We start from the raw sequence: 17,555 nt of genomic DNA on the forward strand, positions 1-17,555 counted from the left end.
GCTCACGGCTCCAGAGAGAAAGTAGAACGATATCATGACTGAATTACTTCAAAGCCAATTACTGAAAGACTTGGGTACACAAAACGAGTTTGTTGCTCGTCATAACGGCCCAAATAAAGCAGACCAGCAAAAAATGCTTGAAGCGATCAACGCGACTAGCCTAGACGCACTGATCGACGAAACGGTTCCTGCACAAATCCGTCTTGAAAAACCAATGACACTTGCTGCGCCACTGAGCGAAATGGACATGCTGACCTCTCTTAAAGAGATCGCTAACCTAAACCAAGTGAAACGTACTTTCATTGGCCAAGGCTACTACAACACATTCACTCCAAACGTTATTCTACGTAACGTTTTAGAGAACCCAGGCTGGTACACAGCTTACACACCATACCAACCAGAGATTTCTCAAGGTCGACTTGAGTCTCTGCTTAACTACCAACAAATGGTAATGGACCTTACAGGTATGGAAATCGCGAACGCGTCTCTTCTTGACGAAGCGACAGCGGCTGGCGAAGCAATGACACTGTGTAAGCGTGCTGGTAAAAGCAAGAGCAAAGTATTCTTCGTTGCTGACGATGTTCACCCTCAAACACTAGAAGTTGTTAAAACTCGTGCTGAGTACATCGGTTTTGAAGTAATGGTTGGCGCTCTTGAAACACTTCCAGAGCAAGACGTATTTGGTGCTTTAGTTCAATACCCTGGCACAACAGGCGAAGTTCGTGATCTAACAGACATCATTGCGAAAGCTCAAGCTAACAAAACACTAGTTACAGTGGCTACTGACCTACTTGCTTCTGCTCTACTTAAGCCTGCGGGCGAAATGGGCGCAGACGTAGTTATCGGCAGCGCACAACGTTTCGGTGTTCCTATGGGTTACGGCGGTCCACACGCTGCATTCATGGGGACTCGTGAAAAGCATAAGCGTACAATGCCAGGTCGTGTAATCGGTGTTTCGATCGATACGCACGGTAACCAGGCGCTACGTATGGCGATGCAAACTCGTGAGCAACACATCCGCCGCGAAAAAGCGACATCGAACATCTGTACAGCTCAAGCACTTCTAGCAAACATGGCGTCTTTCTACGCGGTTTACCACGGTGCAGAAGGCCTACGTACTATTGCTCGTCGTACACACCACATGACAGCTATCCTAGCGGCTGGTCTGACTAAAGCAGGTTACGAGCTAACGAACAACAGCTTCTTCGATACCATCACAATCAACTCAGAAGAGAAGACAGATACACTGTACGCGAAAGCGCAAGCAGCAGACATCAACCTACGTCTACTTCCTGGTAAGATCGGTATCAGCTTAGACGAAACAACTACTGTAGATGATGTGAATGCTCTATTCGCTATCTTCGACGTGAAAGAAGACGTTCAAGCACTTTCTTCTGACATTGCATCAAACGAGTTTGCAGCAATTCCAGAAAACTGCCGTCGTGAATCTGAGTTCCTAACTCACCCAGTATTCAACACGCACCACAGCGAAACGCAAATGATGCGTTACCTAAAACAGCTTGAGAACAAAGACTTCTCATTAACGCACGGCATGATCCCACTAGGCAGCTGTACGATGAAGCTGAACGCTGCTGCTGAGATGATCCCAGTAACATGGCCTGAGTTTGGTTCAATTCACCCATTCGCACCTCTAGAGCAAGCGGCTGGCTACACAGCACTAGCGAAAGATCTTAAAGAGAAGCTATGCGAAATCACCGGTTACGACGATTTCTCACTACAGCCTAACTCTGGTGCATCTGGCGAGTACGCAGGTCTAATCGCGATTCAACGTTACCATGCAAGCCGCGGTGAAGCTCACCGTAACGTTTGTCTGATTCCAAGCTCTGCGCACGGTACTAACCCTGCAACAGCATCAATGGTTTCAATGAAGGTAGTGGTTGTTAAGTGTGATGAAGATGGCAACATCGACATGACAGACCTAGCAGCGAAAATCGAGAAGCACAAAGACAACCTATCAAGCATCATGATCACTTACCCTTCTACGCACGGCGTATACGAAGAGCAAGTGAAAGAAGTGTGTGAACAAGTACACGCAGCGGGCGGTCAGGTTTACCTAGACGGCGCGAACATGAACGCTCAAGTAGGCCTAACTTCACCTGGCTTCATCGGTTCAGACGTATCCCACTTGAACCTACACAAAACATTCTGTATCCCACACGGTGGTGGCGGCCCGGGTATGGGTCCTATCGGTGTTAAATCGCACCTAGCACCTTTCCTACCAGGTCACATCGAAAATGGTGTACAAGGCAGCGATTACGCAGTATCAGCAGCAGATTTGGGTAGTGCTTCAATCCTACCTATCTCTTGGGCTTACATCGCGATGATGGGTGAACCTGGCCTCACAGACGCGACTAAAGTTGCGATTCTGAACGCGAACTACGTAATGGAAAAACTACGTCCTCACTACCCTGTTCTTTACCGTGGCACTAACGGCCGCGTAGCGCACGAATGTATTATCGATATTCGTCCGCTTAAAGAAGACACAGGCATCAGCGAAGAAGATATTGCTAAGCGTCTAATGGACTTCGGTTTCCACGCGCCAACTATGTCTTTCCCAGTCGCTGGCACGCTAATGGTAGAGCCAACTGAATCAGAAGATTTAGAAGAGCTAGACCGCTTCTGTGAAGCGATGATCGCAATCCGCCACGAAATGGCAGCAGTGAAAAACGGTGAATGGCCACTAGACAACAACCCTCTAGTGAACGCTCCGCACACACAAGTTGACCTAGCTGGCGCAGAATGGGATCGCCCTTACTCTCGTGAACTTGGTTGTTTCCCATCGAAAGCAACCAAGAACTCGAAGTACTGGCCTACTGTTAACCGTGTAGACAACGTATACGGCGACCGTAACCTAATCTGTTCTTGCCCAAGCATCGATAACTACGAAGATTAATTCGTAGCGGCGCGAAGCAGCGAAACATAACAAAAGGCGAACCAAATGGTTCGCCTTTTTTTTGGAGATTCAATCATTTCAACCTGAGAGGCGAAGATATCGCCAGCTAACCAACACATATTGACTTTCTATTGTCGTTGTTGAATATCTAGGTTTTGGTGCTATTTTTAACGCCAGCAACAAACTTATCTACTTCCGTATAGAACTTGGCTGGATCGTTTTGCACCCAGTGGTTTGCACCTTCAAATGAAACATTGTCTAACGTATTAATAAATACTTTCGCACGTTCACAACCCTCTAGGCTGTCAGTACCCCAAAAATATACTTTAGGTATGGATAAGTTTTCGAAGATTTGTCCCCAGCCAACCACACCACGGACATCTTGAGTCGCATGTTGTCCGTAGATTTCACTCGCGGTTTGACCAAGAACCTCTGGCTCACATCTTCTAACTGACGAAAGATACTGAACACCTGCTCCGTGTCCCCAAGCCATGGGGAAACGTTTAGAAAAACCTTCTCCTTTCACCCAGTTCGCAAATTCGTCAGTACTTAGTTCAGAATATGTATCTGCAATAATCTGGGATAGGATAATGCTTTCTTCGTGCAGTCCGCCTTCAGCATTAATAAAACCACGCACGATGCCTCTCGTGTCGTATTCACAAATCAACGTCGATGTATCGCCTCCCCAAGAGTGGCCAAGTAGAAAGCAATCATTGATGCTCAATAGGTCGAGTGCTTTCAATATTCGCTTTGCTTGGGTTTCTGTTGAATGGGACATGTCTGAAGCAGGAGAATAGCCATAACCACACAGGTCGAACATGACTAAGTTGTAATTCGGGAGCCAATCCAATGCGTCGGCAAAACATAAATGCGACTCACCCAACCCATGAATTAACACCAACGTTTCCTGAGACTCTTTGATATCAGTCGACAAGCAATAAAGCCGGTCACCATCGATCTCTAACCAATTTTCTATCAACATATTACCCTCTCAGTTCTAATCACAGAATTTGGATTTATCTTAACGAATCCAACACGATAAGAAAGGTTAATTTGGTGAAGTTTTATAAACTCATTGACCTTACCGTAAGGGAAAGGTTTAAGGTGAAATGGATCTAATGATGTATGAGGAAACAATTATGGGATGTTGCAATAAAGCGCCAAAAGGTGGGGCCCCTCTAGGCTTGCTTCTAAAAGTCACGCTTGGGATTGGTATTTTTGTGTTTATTCTGGCGTTGTGGCAATAGGAAGCTTCGATAGCTCTGGGTCTGAAACTAAGAAGTGATGGTATGTAAGGGATAGATAGCGCCAAGTTGATATTGGCGCCATAGTTGTATGGTAGGTGTTTACCCTATTGGCTTACATGTTCCTAAAAACGTACTTTGATACTTATAGGATTCAATTACACCTTGTTCATCCGTAATAAAAGTATACGTGCAACTGTCATTGAAGATCCTATATTCCGCCTCAATCACACCGTCATCTTTAGACTTCATTTGGTAGGGTTCTCCCCACTGCTCTACAAGCTTATCTATATGATGCCCAGTCCAACTGTTACCAAAGTAGCTCTCAGTCACAAGCAAAGAACAACCACTTAGGGCGAGCGCGAACACTAAACTCAGCAGTCTTAATTTCATAGCGGTTAACCTAATCATTCATACGGATGTGAGGGTAACAACTAAATGATTCACATAAAAGATAAAACGAGAGTGGAGATAGAGCAGATAACTTTCAGTCATTGCTGTGTGGCAACTAGCTGCTTTAGTTATTTTGTACATTTGAAAGAACTAGCTATATGTGCCGATCGTTGCGAACCACTCTAAACCGTTTTTTAAAGGTGCTTAGTTGGAGCTAGTAGTCTCTTTAAAGACCAGGTTCAGGGGTTTAACTAATGAGAAAATCCACAAACCAAACGCTGCAAAACACCACATAAACAGCGTTAGAAACAAACTAAATATTGGCCACATTGCCAAAGCTAGTAGCAGACCAGGCAGCCCCGTTACTGGTGTCTCTTCCCACTTTACCGTTTCCGCACCAAATATGGATGCGACGCCACATATTAAGAAGAAAACAAAGAAGCTCAGACTAAAGCCGATAAAGAGCATTTTGAAAAGAGACCTTTTCGAGATTTTCTTAACTATAATTTTCATTTGCATCCCTGTTTTTGTATAACACCTGTTAAATAAAAAGCTCTGCATTTAGCAACAGAGCTTTTCTATCTAGTTTCTTATGCCATCAATTGTACTAGCCTTTGTCTTTCCATAATAATCACTTATATCGCAACCTTAGTGATTAGTGTGGCAAATATAGAATTTATCCGTCTAGCACGATTCACACTAGATCAATAACTTACGTGAGTTGGTATTGTGTTTTGACATTCAGAACCTATCCGTACCTCGGAGCAAGTGAAACTCTATAAATCCAATGCTTGACCCTATACGGTAAGGTGTTTATATTGTCGCCCGCCCAACGGGGCACATCCTAAAATGCACACCGGCCATCCTGCCATCATTCGTGTATTTATATTGGTGTTGTGAACTTCCATGCTAACGAAACTTCGTCCTTTTACTCGTGAATCGGGTGCGCTTATGCATCTTTCGATTCCAATCATTTTGACTCAAATAGCTACCCAAGCGATGGGATTTGTCGATACGACAATGGCTGGCCAAGTAAGCCCTGCCGATCTCGCCGCAATTGCACTTGGCACTAGCCTTTGGATTCCTGTATTGCTGCTACTGCGTGGTGTGATTATGGCGTTAACGCCAGTCGTTGCTTATCACCGTGGCGCTCGCGACTTTCAGAGTATCTCTGTTGAATTCTTCCAGATGGTATGGCTTGCATTAATAGCGAGTGTACTGCTCATCGCTTACCTCGTAAGTGCCAAACCGATCTTAGAATGGATTGGGGTTGCCGCTGAGATCATCCCAATTGGCAGTGACTATGCGTTTGCCCTAGCCTTTGGTGTACCGGGTATTGCCCTGTTCTACACGTTAAACGGCTTCTGTGAAGGGATGAACAACACCAAAGTACCGATGATCATTTCGGTAATTGGTTTGCTGATTAACATTCCAGTCAACTACGTGCTTATTTACGGTAAGTTTGGCTTCCCTGAAATGGGCGCTGTAGGCTGTGGCTGGGCAACAAGTTTAGTGTATTGGCTAATGTCGGGCATGCTGTATTCCTACATTAACGGTCATCACCACTACAAGACTATCATCAGCTTTACAGACGCGAAGCCAAAAGCAAAAGAGATGCTTCATCTTTTAAGGTTAGGTTTACCTATCGGGATGAACATTGCAGTGTGTGGCAGTATCTTTGCGGTTATCGCATTGATGATTGGTCGTATTGGTGCAGAGAACGTAGCAGCGGCGCAAATTGCACTTAACATCTCGAGCCTAACTTACGTGATTCCTATGAGCATCTCGTTTGGCATTACGATTCGTGTTGGACATGCATTAGGTGAGAAAGACGAACTTGGCGCGATTGAGCGCAGCAAAGTCGGTATCTTGGTTGCAGCGTTGATTTCATTGCTTTCAGTAGCGATGTTCCTGCTGTTCCCTGAGTGGATCATCAGGCTTTATACTACCGACCCTACAATAAGCGCGACAGCAGCAGTATTGTTGACCTTTACAGCTATGTACCAATTCAGCGATGCATTGCAAACATCTGCCAACGGCGCATTACGTGGCTATAAAGACACTAAGATCCCGATGATCTTAGCTATCGCTTCATACTGGGGCTTAGCACTACCACTGGGCATGGTATTGGGCTTAACAGACCACATTGTTCCTGCAATGGGCGAAGAAGGCTTTTGGATTGGCATTCTAACGGGCTTGAGCGTGTCAGCCGCCCTGATGCTACTCCGCTTACGATACGTGATTAAGAAGCGTGACTTTCCACCAGCGGATGCAGCAATAGCAAACTAAGATAGACCATTAAGCTAATACAAAAAAGCGCGTTACTACCAATAGGTAATAACGCGCTTTTTTATTCTGTCTCTAAAATCTAATGATGCGTTCGCTTAACAGTTGTTGTTAACAATACGGACTGTACACTCACATCCTTCATCAGGACATTGGCTGGCATTTGTTCGGCCAAAAGAGTCATAAAGAACAAAGCAACCTTGGCGCATCTCTAGATCCGCATCCGTTATGTTCGTACTATCTAATTCAGCTTGAGTAAAGTCGTATTCATATCCGATCACAGTGTGTCGATTACCAAAATCAGAAGTTAAGCTGTCATCATCTGATAAGGTCATAAAATCGATCATCGTCAATTTGTCGCCCGACTCCCCTCGGCTTTCCGGACAAAGTGTGCCCCAGTCAACCTCAACACTGCCGATACCAAAATCGATCACATAGTTGCTCTGATCTCCTGGGTTTGATGCATCAGGGTTAAGCCCAGCGATAATAGCTTTAGACGTTACCTGTGTGATTACTCCTTCCATTGCACCCGCAACACCCTCAAGTACCGCTTCTCTCGCCGACTCTTGGATATTAAGAAACCTCGGCGCTGCTGTTACAGCAATAATACCGATTATCACGATCACAACGATTAATTCCATTAACGTAAAGCCGTTTTCCTTCATAACACCCACATCATGCGACAACTTAAAGATTCGATAGCTCAATCATTAGATAACTTAATGAATTTTCATTAACTATACATCCTGAATAGCGCACTTAAAACTCTCCCCACCTAGCCTCGAACAGCTTGATAAGGCTCAATTTCTAAAGCTGACACTTTACAGTATTGGTTGGAAGCGTTGTCACACAAGGAACGGATTGTGCTTCTACCAATAAGACTGTTTGTGCGACTGAAGCTAAACACGGGTTAACTTTAATCCAATTGTTTGAGCTAGCGCATGGTTGGCTGAGCTCTTTAACCACATTTATCCCTAGAAACTAAACAACAGTGATTAACAAAAAGGTTGAACCTTGGAGATAAACATTTAATACAACAAAGGCGCACCAATGAACGCCTTTACACTTTTCGAATAGACTCTATATCGCTTAACACAACCTGTGCTTTTCAACTGGCAGTCGCACCTAGGGAGTTTCTTTTCAACAGAGAGCAAGAGTAGTTCCTTATACTGACTACGCTATATATTTCACTCATTTTTAAACTAGGCACTTCTGATCTTACATCTACCTCTTCTAACCAGAACACATCAAACAACAAATGAAGGTCCTTTGCCAACAAACTCTCGATCGACTCTGTACCGTTTGTCTTCCTAACAAACATCTTCGACACATCCACAAGAATGATTCTGTTGTTTATTGGCGGATTGCTTAAATTGTCGAGGTAGTTATTAATATCTTCAACGATGATGATAGAACATCTTCCCTCCCCCATATCAAGCACATCGTAAGGGCGGTCGTTTAAATATATCGTAGATTGATATTTATCCTGTTTTGACACTGAGCTTAACTGCATTTTCTTTTCCAAGACTAAAAACATAAATCCACTTTAAACACCATCTCCTGTTCAATACATGAATAAGAGATATTCATATTCTTCTCTCGAACCTTTCAAAAATGCATATCTGTTATCCATATTAATTATTTTTCATCAATTTAATATCCACCTTGTAAACGGATGTTGCACCAATAAAAGGAAAAACGAACTTTTGAGAGAAACAAAAAATGAACACTAAGAGTATATTGTCAGTCGCTATTTTATCGTCATTAACAACAAGCGCTTTCGCATTTGATTCTTCACGAATTAGCGGTGAACTTATCCTCGCCACAGGTTATGTATCAACGAATTCAAACTTGAGTACTGCAAGCGACGCAGTATTAAAAAATGGAAATAATAAGGGTTCGCACAATGACGATGTGATTGTTATGCCGCTAGGTAATATCGGTTATCAACTTGGTGAGCATCGTAATCAAAAAGTATACTTGGGCACATCCCGAGATGACTTAGCCGTCGGTGATTTAGCGTTCGAAATCGGCTATCAGTACAATATGCGAAACGGTACTCAATTAGATATTGCTTACCTTCCAACCGTTGTTTCTGGCGAAGTGTGGAAAGATCCATACTTAGAAGGTCGTCGTAGCAAGACAGACGTTGAGGGAAACGCATACAGATTCCAAGCAAATAACATTGTCGGTTCTGGTTTTTCACTAGATATGGCTTTTGCGACAACCGAAGTAGACAACGAACAAATCAAAGCCACAGAGCTTGCACGTGATAGTGACATGTACTTGCTAAAAGGTGGCTATATTGCTCACTTCACACCAAACATGGGCTTAAGTACGAGCTTGGGTTACTTACATAATGATGCTGACGGTAAAGCAGAAACCTTCGACCAGTATGAGATAGAAATGACGTACTTTGTCACCCACGGAGCTCACAAAGTCGCACTAACTAGCAGTTACGCGTATCGTGATTTCGATGGTGAAAACTCTATTTACGGAAAAACTCGCTCCGACCACAAACACAAGTTCTTTACAGCCTATGAGTACGCGAATATCGCTGGTTTAGAAAATTGGAATTTAGTCTCTTTTGCTGGCGTTAATTACAACGATTCGAATATTAATTTCTATAAAAGTGAAGATTACCTAGCATCTGTAGGTGTGAGTTACAAACTCTAAACGCTTTCTTTACTTAGCCGACAATCAACTCTAAGAAAGTAAACGTGTAACACAATCCCAAAAGCCTCTAGCGTAGTAACCAAAGCGTTACCTACATAGAGGCTTGTTAGTTTTAGTGTTCTATTTTATTTTCCTCGTTCTTAAATACCTGTTTTTTAATACGATTGATTATCTGGCTGAACGATTGAATTAAAGAACGATTGAACCGCTTGATGAAGATGCTGATTAAGCGGATAGCCACGTTTTGACTGTAAATAACCACCAGACACACTGATCGTTCTTAAATGGTCAGGCATTGTTGGTGGTGGATAACAGGCCAATTGCTCATTATGCATCAAGATATAGCTACTGTTGAAGCTAATAGCATCCGAGTTAACTAGCTTATCAACAATAATGGGAATGCTTTGGCTCTTCAAACATATCTTTGGCTTCACACCTTTCGCTATAAACAAATCATCATATAAATCATACTTTTCCCCCGATTCAACAGAGGATGAAGCATACTTCACAATTTGAAGGTCTTTTATATCATCCCAATTAGATGTCTGAGATAAAACTGGATGATCTTTTCTCGCGACCAAATTAATTTCGATATTAGATAGATGATGCGTATAAATATCTTGTGGTAGAGGTAGCAGCGTATAGTGCAGCATGTAATCAATTCGTCGGTCTAACATATTTTGCAAAGAGTGCTGTTGCCAGTTGATTAACTTGAAGCAGGCATTAGGTAGCGCTTGATTCAACGATTGATACAGCCCCTTCCCGAATACATCTAACAAAGTGACATCGCAAGCAATGACAATTTCCCCAGAATATTCCACGGGATCAAATTCTTGGTACGCTTCCAGCACCTGAGTGAACGGCTTGAGCATATTGTCTGATGCTTCTGCCAGCTTTTCAGCTAGTTCAGACGGCTCGACACCGTGTGCTTTGCGAATAAAGAGCTGATCACCAAAGGTTTCTCGAAGCTTTGCTAACCCTCGGCTAACACTGGTTTGAGAGATACCCAATCTTTTTGCCGTTACAGAGGTATTTTGAGTCTCTACAACCACCTTTAGCAAACGTAACAAGTTTAGGTCGAGATTATCAAGGTTGTTTCCCATAGTTCAAATCGTTCCCTTGTTTACTAAGTTATTGTTTACAACATAACATAAAGACTTGAACACTCAGAGACTTATTGAATATAGATCTTGTAAATATGGGTATCACGACAATACTAAAAAAGCCCAACAATGTTGGGCTTTTGAGTATTTCGATATTCAGTCGCATTTAATTGTGCTTACGCTTTTGCCTTTACTCTAAAGAACAGGGCGTAATTCAAAGGTATTACCACCAGCGTTAGTACTGTTGCAAACAGCAGGCCGAACATAATGGTTACTGCCATACTTTTGAAGAATGGATCAATCAATAGTGGTGCTACACCTAAGATGGTAGTGGCTGCACCCAGTATTACTGGTCGTGCCCTACTCATTGCAGCATCAATGATAGCGTTATACGCCTCTTTGCCATTTCGAATTTCGTTCTCTGCCTGGTCTACAAGTACGATTGCATTTTTCACCATCATACCAACTAGGCTTAAAAACCCTAGTGTTGCCATAAACTCGAACGGTGTTTGGAACAACACTAAACCGACTGCAACACCCAATACCGCGAGAGGAACCGTGCACCAAATTACTAATGCTTGGCGAATACCATTGAACATGAAGACCACAGCCAAGACCATCGCAGCAAAGCCATAAGGTGCTGATGCCAATAAGCCCTCATTTGCTTCTTTCGCATCTTTGTATTCTCCGTGCCATTCCAACTGGCAACCCAATGGTAAAGGCATCGCTTCAATTATATCTTTTACCGCCTCTAGTGCCTCTGCTGATAATACACCAGACTGAGGATCAGCTTGAGCTTTGATAGTAGGCACACGGTCGACACGGCGTAACATCGAGTCTTGCCAAGTCAAATCAACGCGCTCAACAAATTGCTCCAATTGCAAATATTGACCAGCTGTAGGGCTGAACACCTGTGTATTCTCAATCGTTCGATCGTGTGTACGTTCGTGCTCTGGAGAGCGAACAACGATCGGAATCAAATCGTTACCTTCACGGAATACGCCAACACGTTTGCCAACTAATGACTGCTCAAGCGCTTGATTGAGCTCTTGCGTCGTTAGACCAAATTGCTGCGCTTTATCGGACGAGTAAACCGGGGTAACCACTGGAACCTGCTGTCTCCAGTTATCTTGTATAGCAATCAGCTCTGGTGTTTCCGCCATCAAGCGCTTCGCCTGCTCTGCAAGATCCCTAAGGACTGCACTGTCCGGGCCGCTGAATGCTGCTTCAATTTTCTTACCACCACCAGGGCCAAGCACGAATTTCCATACGTTAATTGATGCTTCATCGTAAGTCTCATTCAACTCAACTTGTAGCTTAGCGATCAGTGGTGCAATGACATCAAAGTTATCAACATCAACCAGCATTTGACCGTAGCTGGCATTCTGAGCTTCAGGCGAATATGTCAACATGAAACGTAAGCCACCCGAACCAATGAAACTCGTGATGTTAGTTACTCCATCATTTGATCGTACATCACGTTCAATATCGAGTAATACGTTTTCTGTTGTGCGTATATCGGTACCTTGTGGCAGAAATACATCAATAACGAACTGCTCTCATTGAGACTCGGGCATAAAGCCTGGAGGAACGTGACCAAACATCTTCACGCCTAGTATAAATAGTAGAACGACTACACCTAAGCTTTTCTTTTGGTTGTTAAGAACCCATTCCAACGTTCCTTTGTACCAAAGGCTAACTTTGCCAGGGCCTTTAGTTGTCTTTGTTTTATCAACTTTCAAAAAGTCGTGGCATAGCAATGGTGTTACGGTAATAGCCAGCACCCAGCTTAACAACATCGAGTACAGGATTACCCAGAATAGCGACCCTGCGTATTCACCCATGTTAGACGGTGAGAGACCAATAGCACTAAAAGCACAGATACCAACAACCGTACCTCCCAATAGAGGCCACTTAGTTTCGTTTACAATGTCATTAACCACGGTTTGTCTGTCAGCTTCAGGGTTCTTCTGTAAGCGCGTTAGCACGCCGTCTGTAACCACAATCGCATTATCGACTAACATTCCCAACGCAATGATCAACGCGCCTAACGAAATACGTTGCATTGCGATGTCATCAATCAACATGACGATTAATGTACCTGCCACCGTCAGTACCAATACAAAGCCGATTACGATGCCAGTTCTCAAACCCATGAATAGCAAAAGTACGACAAAAACAATGACTACCGCTGCGATTAGATTGTTAATGAAATCCGCTACTGAGTCTCGCACTGAGTCAGATTGGATTGAAATTTCATGCAGCTCTATACCGTGGGGACGTTGGCTTTCTAGCTCGGCGATACGGGCTTTTACCGCATCTCCCATTTCCACAACATTACCGCCCGCAACATTTGAAATACCAAGCCCAACAGCACGTTCACCATTAAAGCGCATCAGCTGAGATACAGGCTCTTGATAGCCGCGAGTAACGTTAGCGATATCGCTCAAACGCATGACGGTATTGTTATCACCTAGGCTGATTTGCACGCTTTTGAGCTGCTCATAAGAGCTAATATTTGCTTTCGGGATAACAGAAATACGCATGCCGTCGGCGTTCATCGCACCTGCAACTGTCACTACATTTTGCTTTTCTAATACATCGTATATTTGCTGAGCTGACACTCCGAATTGAGCTAAGCGATCATTTGAGATCTCAACAAAAATGGTTTCTTGTTTTTCGGCAAAAGTTGTCGTTTTAGAGACACCAGGAACAAGAACTAACTCTCTTCTCAACTCATCGACATAGTCTTGAAGCTGCTTATCGGAAAACCCTTCACCCGTGACTGCATAAAATTGCGCATAAACATCGGCAAAGTCATCATTTACAACTGATGAAGCGGCTCCCGGAGGCAGTGATCGCTGAGCATCATTGACCTTCCTTCTTAGTTTGTCCCATACCTGTTGAAGTTCAGCTTCATTACGGGAAAACTCACGCTTAATTTCAACCGTTACCTCTGACATTCCCTGTTTAGAGACAGACGTTATTTCGTCCACCTCTTGAAGCGATTGCGCAGCACCTTCGATAATATCCGTGACTTCATCGGCAACCTCTTGTGCCGTTGCACCAGGGTAAGGTGTCACGATAACCGATTGACGAATAACGAATTCAGGATCTTCAAAACGTCCTAGCTTTAGATAGCTGATGTAACCACCAATAAGCATGAGTGCAACCATCACCCATACACTGGTTCGCTTCGCAATTGTTTGTTGAGCGATATTCATCTTAATAAGCCTCGATCACTTTAGGTTGTACAACTAATCCCTCATGTAACTTTTGTGTCCCAGAAACAACGACTTGCTCTCCTAGAGCTAGGTTTGCTTCGATAGCAACTCGTTCACCATTAAGGCTTCCGGTCACCACATTTCTTTTTTGGAGAGTATTGTTTTCGCCTACGACCCAAACATATTGATTACCCGTGTTATCAGGGTTAACCGCAGCCAAAGGAACCTGAATTTGTTGCGACCTAGTTGGCTCTGAATGCGAATGAACATTTACGTTCATGCCAGGCAATAGGCGACTATCGTCGGACATATGAATCGATAATGTAACAGCATAAGTACCCGTCACAGGGTCCGGCTCGGTTTCGTATTTTTTCAACGTCAGTTCAAAAGTTTGATTGGGAATTAAAGGTGAACGAGCGAACGTAGTTGCCGCATCGTTGTTACGTGTCATCACACTCTCTGGTACTTGGACTACCGCTTCTAGTTCCGTTAAATCATGAATCGATACCACCACTTCATTACTTTGTACTAATACATGGTTATCTACTAACGTTCGGCTTATTACTCCTGAAAATGGTGCTCTCAGATTGGTATCATCAAGGCGTATTTGTGCTTCTTCATATTGGTTTTCAGCAAGCTTGAAACGAAGTGTTAACTCTTCAAACTTACTTTTTGATATGGACTGGCGCTTTTCGTACAAGGTTTTTGCTCGTTGGTATTCAGAGCGTGCGTTCGCAAGTTCGTTTTGAGCGGATGTCAGTGCAATTTTTGCGTCAACAGAGTCTAGTTTCGCGACCAATTGCCCTTGTTGTACTTCATCCCCCTCTTTCACCAGCATTTCAACAATACGTCCACTGGTTCGAAAGGATAGATCTGCTCGACTCGCAGATTGGATAACACCATTAAATGACAAGTCTTCAACTCTTACAGCAGAAGCTTCCTCAACAAATACGGGACGAACGACAGGCTCTGCAGCTACTTCATTAGATTCTTGCTTACAGCCGGTTAATAACACTGACAATGACATCGCAATGACTATCGCTGTCAGTTTAAATGCCTTTGTTTTTATTGTGTTTGTCTTGTTCACAGTTTTCTCCAAACGATAATTTGATTATTAACGTGTAACGCTGTCACGTTGGTCGTCCCTTATTGTTTTCCTTTATTGTGCTTAGTTTATCGCTATCCAAATTTAACTCGATGAATAAGAGTTATTCATTTCTGCGTCGAATGGTTTGGAGGGTGAATGTGCGTAAGACTGGCGGCTAGACAAAGAGTCTTCAGAAGTATCACCAATATCAACATACGTTGGTTGGCCTTTTTCTGTAAGTTGCAGATAACTAGGGCAGAAGTGATCATCAAGGTAGTCACTGCTTCCGCTGCAATAGTTTATTGATACGAACGTAGATAGAAGTTGCTGTAAATAGTGCATGGCTAATCCCTTTTTAAGGTTTAATTTAATGCACACCTTATTCCAGAATTACTCATATCAGCTATGGTTTAGAGATATTCATATATGGCATCACTAACAGCAAAAATGAATATCTCTTATTCATGTCTTTCCTTCGAAATATCAATAAAATTGGGCTAAACCAATAAGAAGGAGTGACAGATGAAAAATTACCTACCTATCGTCTTTATCCTATCTAGTTACTTAGCTTTCTTTTCCATAATTACCGTTAGACTGGCTTAAAACCTATCAAACACCTAAGCGTCTGATTAAATAAGACTGACAAAAAACATATCCGAATGCAGGATCGAAAAAGGCGAACCAATTTGGTTCGCCTTTTTTTAATAATCGAGCTTAACAAGTCATTTTTATCGATTAATCGCCAGATATGAGCCTGCAGCAATCATGATGCCACCAGCGCTTTGATTTAACCGTTTATGCGCGCGTGGGGTTTTCAGCAAAGTCACCATGCGCCCTGCTCCCATTGCAATTAGCATTAAGCCAGCCATTAATGCAATAGAAGCCAATACAGAAACTAAGGCAATATCTTGTGAGCGTAAAACCGTCAGATCAACGAATGTTGGTAAAAACGAAATATAAAACAGAATCACTTTAGGGTTTGACGCTGAGATCAGAAAACCTTGCGCGAAGCTAGCAAGTTCTGATTTCTGACTTTTTTTGGCTGCATGCTCTGCCGAACCTTGCACTTCAGGTAAGGCCTTAAACATTTTGTACCCCAGGTAAATAAGGTAAGCTGCACCAACGTAGCGAATGATCTCGAAAGCAAATGACCAGTTCTCCGCAATGGTTGCTAAACCAAAACAAGCAAGCGCTAGATAAATAAGATCACTGCATATCATGCCTAAAGAAAGAGAGATGCACTTTCGCCATCCATCAACCATACCGCGAGCCAAAATCGCAAATACACCTGGCCCCGGAGTAATGCCAAATATAAACATGGCAATAAAGAATGTAACCGCACCTTCAAACGACATTGGCTTGTCCTTATTCATAGCTCAACATGATATTTGCTGAACGTAACATGCGTCCTTAAAAGGAGTAAAGAAACTATTCACCGATCCTTTACTTACGGTATCAAGGCGTTTAAATCTGCTTTTATTACTCGCTTAAAATATTCACCTAATGACAGTCGCTCGCTAATTAAAAACGTTCAAAACCTTTAATACTAAAAAAGCGAACCGTATGGCTCGCTCTTTATACTTCAGCTTCAGTTGAAAAGAAACTTATCTAGTTCGCGATTGGCGACAGTAACTTAGGGTTTACGACTAAGTTTCTCACACCGTGTGCGTGGTCTTCATTAAAGTCGTTCCCCTCACACCAGCTACCAACCGTTGCGATGTTCACTTTCGCCACTTGTGGTCTCACGCTCCATGTTACTTGGAACGGTGAACCTTGTTCGTTGTAACCTGGGCCCGTAGTCGAGCCTGCATATTGAATGGCAGAACCTGTATTTTGTGGAATGTTCGTCGCTTGGTGCAAACCATTCACTTTAGAGTGCTTAGCTAGCTCTTCAAAATCGAGCGCTTTGTTATCATTAACTAAGACGTAGACTTGGGTTTCTACACGTAGCTGAGGGTTAGTAATTGCATCATTGAAACACGCCCCTAATGTTTCACCCGGCTCCACTTGCGCCGTTGAGTACACATAATGCACTTCAATAGTATCACCGGAATGAAGCGAACCATGATCGCTCGGACAAACCTTATCCTCAAATGGTTTTAGTTCAGCCTCGCTTAGCTTACCTGTGTATTTGAATCCACTTTGGAAACCTTTGCCGTCACCATTACCCGCATACTGGGTAAACTCACCGCCTTTGTGCTCTGCATTTTTATGAAAGTGAATATTACATAAGTTCATCGCGGTTGAGTCTGGTGCATTTGAGAACAAGCGCTCGTTAGTACCTTCAGATGAACCCAAGTCACGCGGCGCTTGTGGACCAAAGCCTTTACCTTGCGTATTTACCGACAGTTGCGCTCTTTGCTCTGCTATCACACTGTCTGAAACCGCTTCATGACTGGCATCTGACGCACTTGCTTGCGTGGATAACATAACCATGGCGACGCTTAAAAACACACTTTTGTTTTTCATATCTCTTCCCTAGACTCTTATTTATTAAACCTAACTGACTGTGTCACAACAGCATATTACTATGCTCATGAGTGAATATAAGACATTGTCTTTGTAAGATTAGATTTCAATGCTTACTTTGGGAGAGTATTCAAACCCTTAGTGCATATAACAAGATCA

Annotated in this window: 13 protein-coding genes and 1 pseudogene; 3 read left to right on the forward strand and 11 right to left on the reverse strand. The window is 43.2% G+C overall.

The window, feature by feature from the left end; translation table 11 throughout:
- The first annotated feature begins 34 nt into the window (after positions 1–34).
- Positions 35–2,914 (forward strand): aminomethyl-transferring glycine dehydrogenase, encoded by a 2,880-nt coding sequence (gene gcvP, locus OH460_RS03370; protein ID WP_269995042.1) that lies wholly within the window; start codon positions 35–37, stop codon positions 2,912–2,914.
- Positions 2,915–3,062: 148 nt separating this feature from the next.
- Here the strand turns inward: gcvP and OH460_RS03375 are convergent, their stop codons facing one another.
- The 3 genes from OH460_RS03375 to OH460_RS03385 all read right to left on the reverse strand — a co-directional run bounded on the left by OH460_RS03375 (position 3,063) and on the right by OH460_RS03385 (position 5,070).
- On the reverse strand, positions 3,063–3,896 hold the full coding sequence (locus OH460_RS03375; protein WP_269995044.1) for an alpha/beta hydrolase: 834 nt from the start codon (positions 3,894–3,896) through the stop codon (positions 3,063–3,065).
- Positions 3,897–4,260: 364 nt separating this feature from the next.
- The gene (locus OH460_RS03380; RefSeq protein ID WP_269995046.1) at positions 4,261–4,551 is read right to left on the reverse strand and encodes a hypothetical protein; all 291 of its coding nucleotides are present in this window, start codon (positions 4,549–4,551) and stop codon (positions 4,261–4,263) included.
- A 204-nt stretch (positions 4,552–4,755) separates the two neighbouring features.
- The gene (locus OH460_RS03385; protein ID WP_269995048.1) at positions 4,756–5,070 is read right to left on the reverse strand and encodes a hypothetical protein; all 315 of its coding nucleotides are present in this window, start codon (positions 5,068–5,070) and stop codon (positions 4,756–4,758) included.
- A gap of 387 nt (positions 5,071–5,457) precedes the next feature.
- Between OH460_RS03385 and OH460_RS03390 the strand changes: the two genes are divergently transcribed.
- Entirely contained in the window at positions 5,458–6,840 is a 1,383-nt protein-coding gene (locus OH460_RS03390) for an MATE family efflux transporter (protein ID WP_269995049.1), read from the forward strand.
- Positions 6,841–6,935: 95 nt separating this feature from the next.
- On the opposite strand, the gene OH460_RS03395 is transcribed toward OH460_RS03390, so the two are convergent.
- Both OH460_RS03395 and OH460_RS03400 read right to left on the reverse strand, forming a co-directional pair.
- Positions 6,936–7,478: an MSHA biogenesis protein MshA gene (locus tag OH460_RS03395; RefSeq protein WP_269995351.1), complete on the reverse strand. Its 543-nt coding sequence runs from the start codon at positions 7,476–7,478 to the stop codon at positions 6,936–6,938.
- A gap of 467 nt (positions 7,479–7,945) precedes the next feature.
- Positions 7,946–8,374, reverse strand: coding sequence for a hypothetical protein (locus tag OH460_RS03400; RefSeq protein ID WP_269995051.1), 429 nt, complete (start codon positions 8,372–8,374; stop codon positions 7,946–7,948).
- Between the two features lie 185 nt (positions 8,375–8,559).
- Here OH460_RS03400 and OH460_RS03405 point away from each other — a divergent pair, with 185 nt between their 5' ends.
- The gene (locus tag OH460_RS03405) at positions 8,560–9,513 is read left to right on the forward strand and encodes a DUF2860 family protein (protein WP_269995053.1); all 954 of its coding nucleotides are present in this window, start codon (positions 8,560–8,562) and stop codon (positions 9,511–9,513) included.
- 155 nt (positions 9,514–9,668) lie between these two features.
- Here the strand turns inward: OH460_RS03405 and OH460_RS03410 are convergent, their stop codons facing one another.
- The 6 genes and pseudogenes from OH460_RS03410 to OH460_RS03435 all read right to left on the reverse strand — a co-directional run bounded on the left by OH460_RS03410 (position 9,669) and on the right by OH460_RS03435 (position 17,396).
- A complete protein-coding gene (locus OH460_RS03410) occupies positions 9,669–10,616 on the reverse strand; it encodes a LysR family transcriptional regulator (protein WP_239937356.1) in 948 nt (315 codons plus the stop codon).
- A 176-nt stretch (positions 10,617–10,792) separates the two neighbouring features.
- A pseudogene (locus tag OH460_RS03415) lies at positions 10,793–13,840 on the reverse strand (efflux RND transporter permease subunit).
- A 1-nt stretch (position 13,841) separates the two neighbouring features.
- Positions 13,842–14,927, reverse strand: coding sequence for an efflux RND transporter periplasmic adaptor subunit (locus tag OH460_RS03420; RefSeq protein ID WP_269995058.1), 1,086 nt, complete (start codon positions 14,925–14,927; stop codon positions 13,842–13,844).
- A 102-nt stretch (positions 14,928–15,029) separates the two neighbouring features.
- Positions 15,030–15,269, reverse strand: a complete 240-nt coding sequence (locus OH460_RS03425) for a hypothetical protein (RefSeq protein WP_269995060.1) — start codon at positions 15,267–15,269, stop codon at positions 15,030–15,032.
- 386 nt (positions 15,270–15,655) lie between these two features.
- The gene (locus OH460_RS03430) at positions 15,656–16,282 is read right to left on the reverse strand and encodes a LysE family translocator (protein WP_102425748.1); all 627 of its coding nucleotides are present in this window, start codon (positions 16,280–16,282) and stop codon (positions 15,656–15,658) included.
- A gap of 253 nt (positions 16,283–16,535) precedes the next feature.
- Positions 16,536–17,396: a delta-class carbonic anhydrase gene (locus tag OH460_RS03435; protein ID WP_269995063.1), complete on the reverse strand. Its 861-nt coding sequence runs from the start codon at positions 17,394–17,396 to the stop codon at positions 16,536–16,538.
- Between the last annotated feature and the right edge of the window lie 159 nt (positions 17,397–17,555).

The sequence above is a fragment of the Vibrio sp. Makdt genome (assembly GCF_027587015.1).
Classification (GTDB): domain Bacteria; phylum Pseudomonadota; class Gammaproteobacteria; order Enterobacterales; family Vibrionaceae; genus Vibrio; species Vibrio chagasii_B.

Excerpts from the sequence above, each read along its gene's own strand:
- OH460_RS03435 (WP_269995063.1), bottom strand. The coding sequence starts at position 17,396 with ATGAAAAACAAAAGTGTGTTTTTAAGCGTCGCCATGGTTATGTTATCC.
- OH460_RS03400 (WP_269995051.1), bottom strand. The coding sequence starts at position 8,374 with ATGTTTTTAGTCTTGGAAAAGAAAATGCAGTTAAGCTCAGTGTCAAAA.
- gcvP (WP_269995042.1), top strand. The coding sequence starts at position 35 with ATGACTGAATTACTTCAAAGCCAATTACTGAAAGACTTGGGTACACAA.
- OH460_RS03405 (WP_269995053.1), top strand. The coding sequence starts at position 8,560 with ATGAACACTAAGAGTATATTGTCAGTCGCTATTTTATCGTCATTAACA.
- OH460_RS03390 (WP_269995049.1), top strand. The coding sequence starts at position 5,458 with ATGCTAACGAAACTTCGTCCTTTTACTCGTGAATCGGGTGCGCTTATG.
- OH460_RS03380 (WP_269995046.1), bottom strand. The coding sequence starts at position 4,551 with ATGAAATTAAGACTGCTGAGTTTAGTGTTCGCGCTCGCCCTAAGTGGT.
- OH460_RS03430 (WP_102425748.1), bottom strand. The coding sequence starts at position 16,282 with ATGTCGTTTGAAGGTGCGGTTACATTCTTTATTGCCATGTTTATATTT.
- OH460_RS03410 (WP_239937356.1), bottom strand. The coding sequence starts at position 10,616 with ATGGGAAACAACCTTGATAATCTCGACCTAAACTTGTTACGTTTGCTA.
- OH460_RS03385 (WP_269995048.1), bottom strand. The coding sequence starts at position 5,070 with ATGCAAATGAAAATTATAGTTAAGAAAATCTCGAAAAGGTCTCTTTTC.
- OH460_RS03375 (WP_269995044.1), bottom strand. The coding sequence starts at position 3,896 with ATGTTGATAGAAAATTGGTTAGAGATCGATGGTGACCGGCTTTATTGC.
- OH460_RS03425 (WP_269995060.1), bottom strand. The coding sequence starts at position 15,269 with ATGCACTATTTACAGCAACTTCTATCTACGTTCGTATCAATAAACTAT.
- OH460_RS03395 (WP_269995351.1), bottom strand. The coding sequence starts at position 7,478 with ATGGAATTAATCGTTGTGATCGTGATAATCGGTATTATTGCTGTAACA.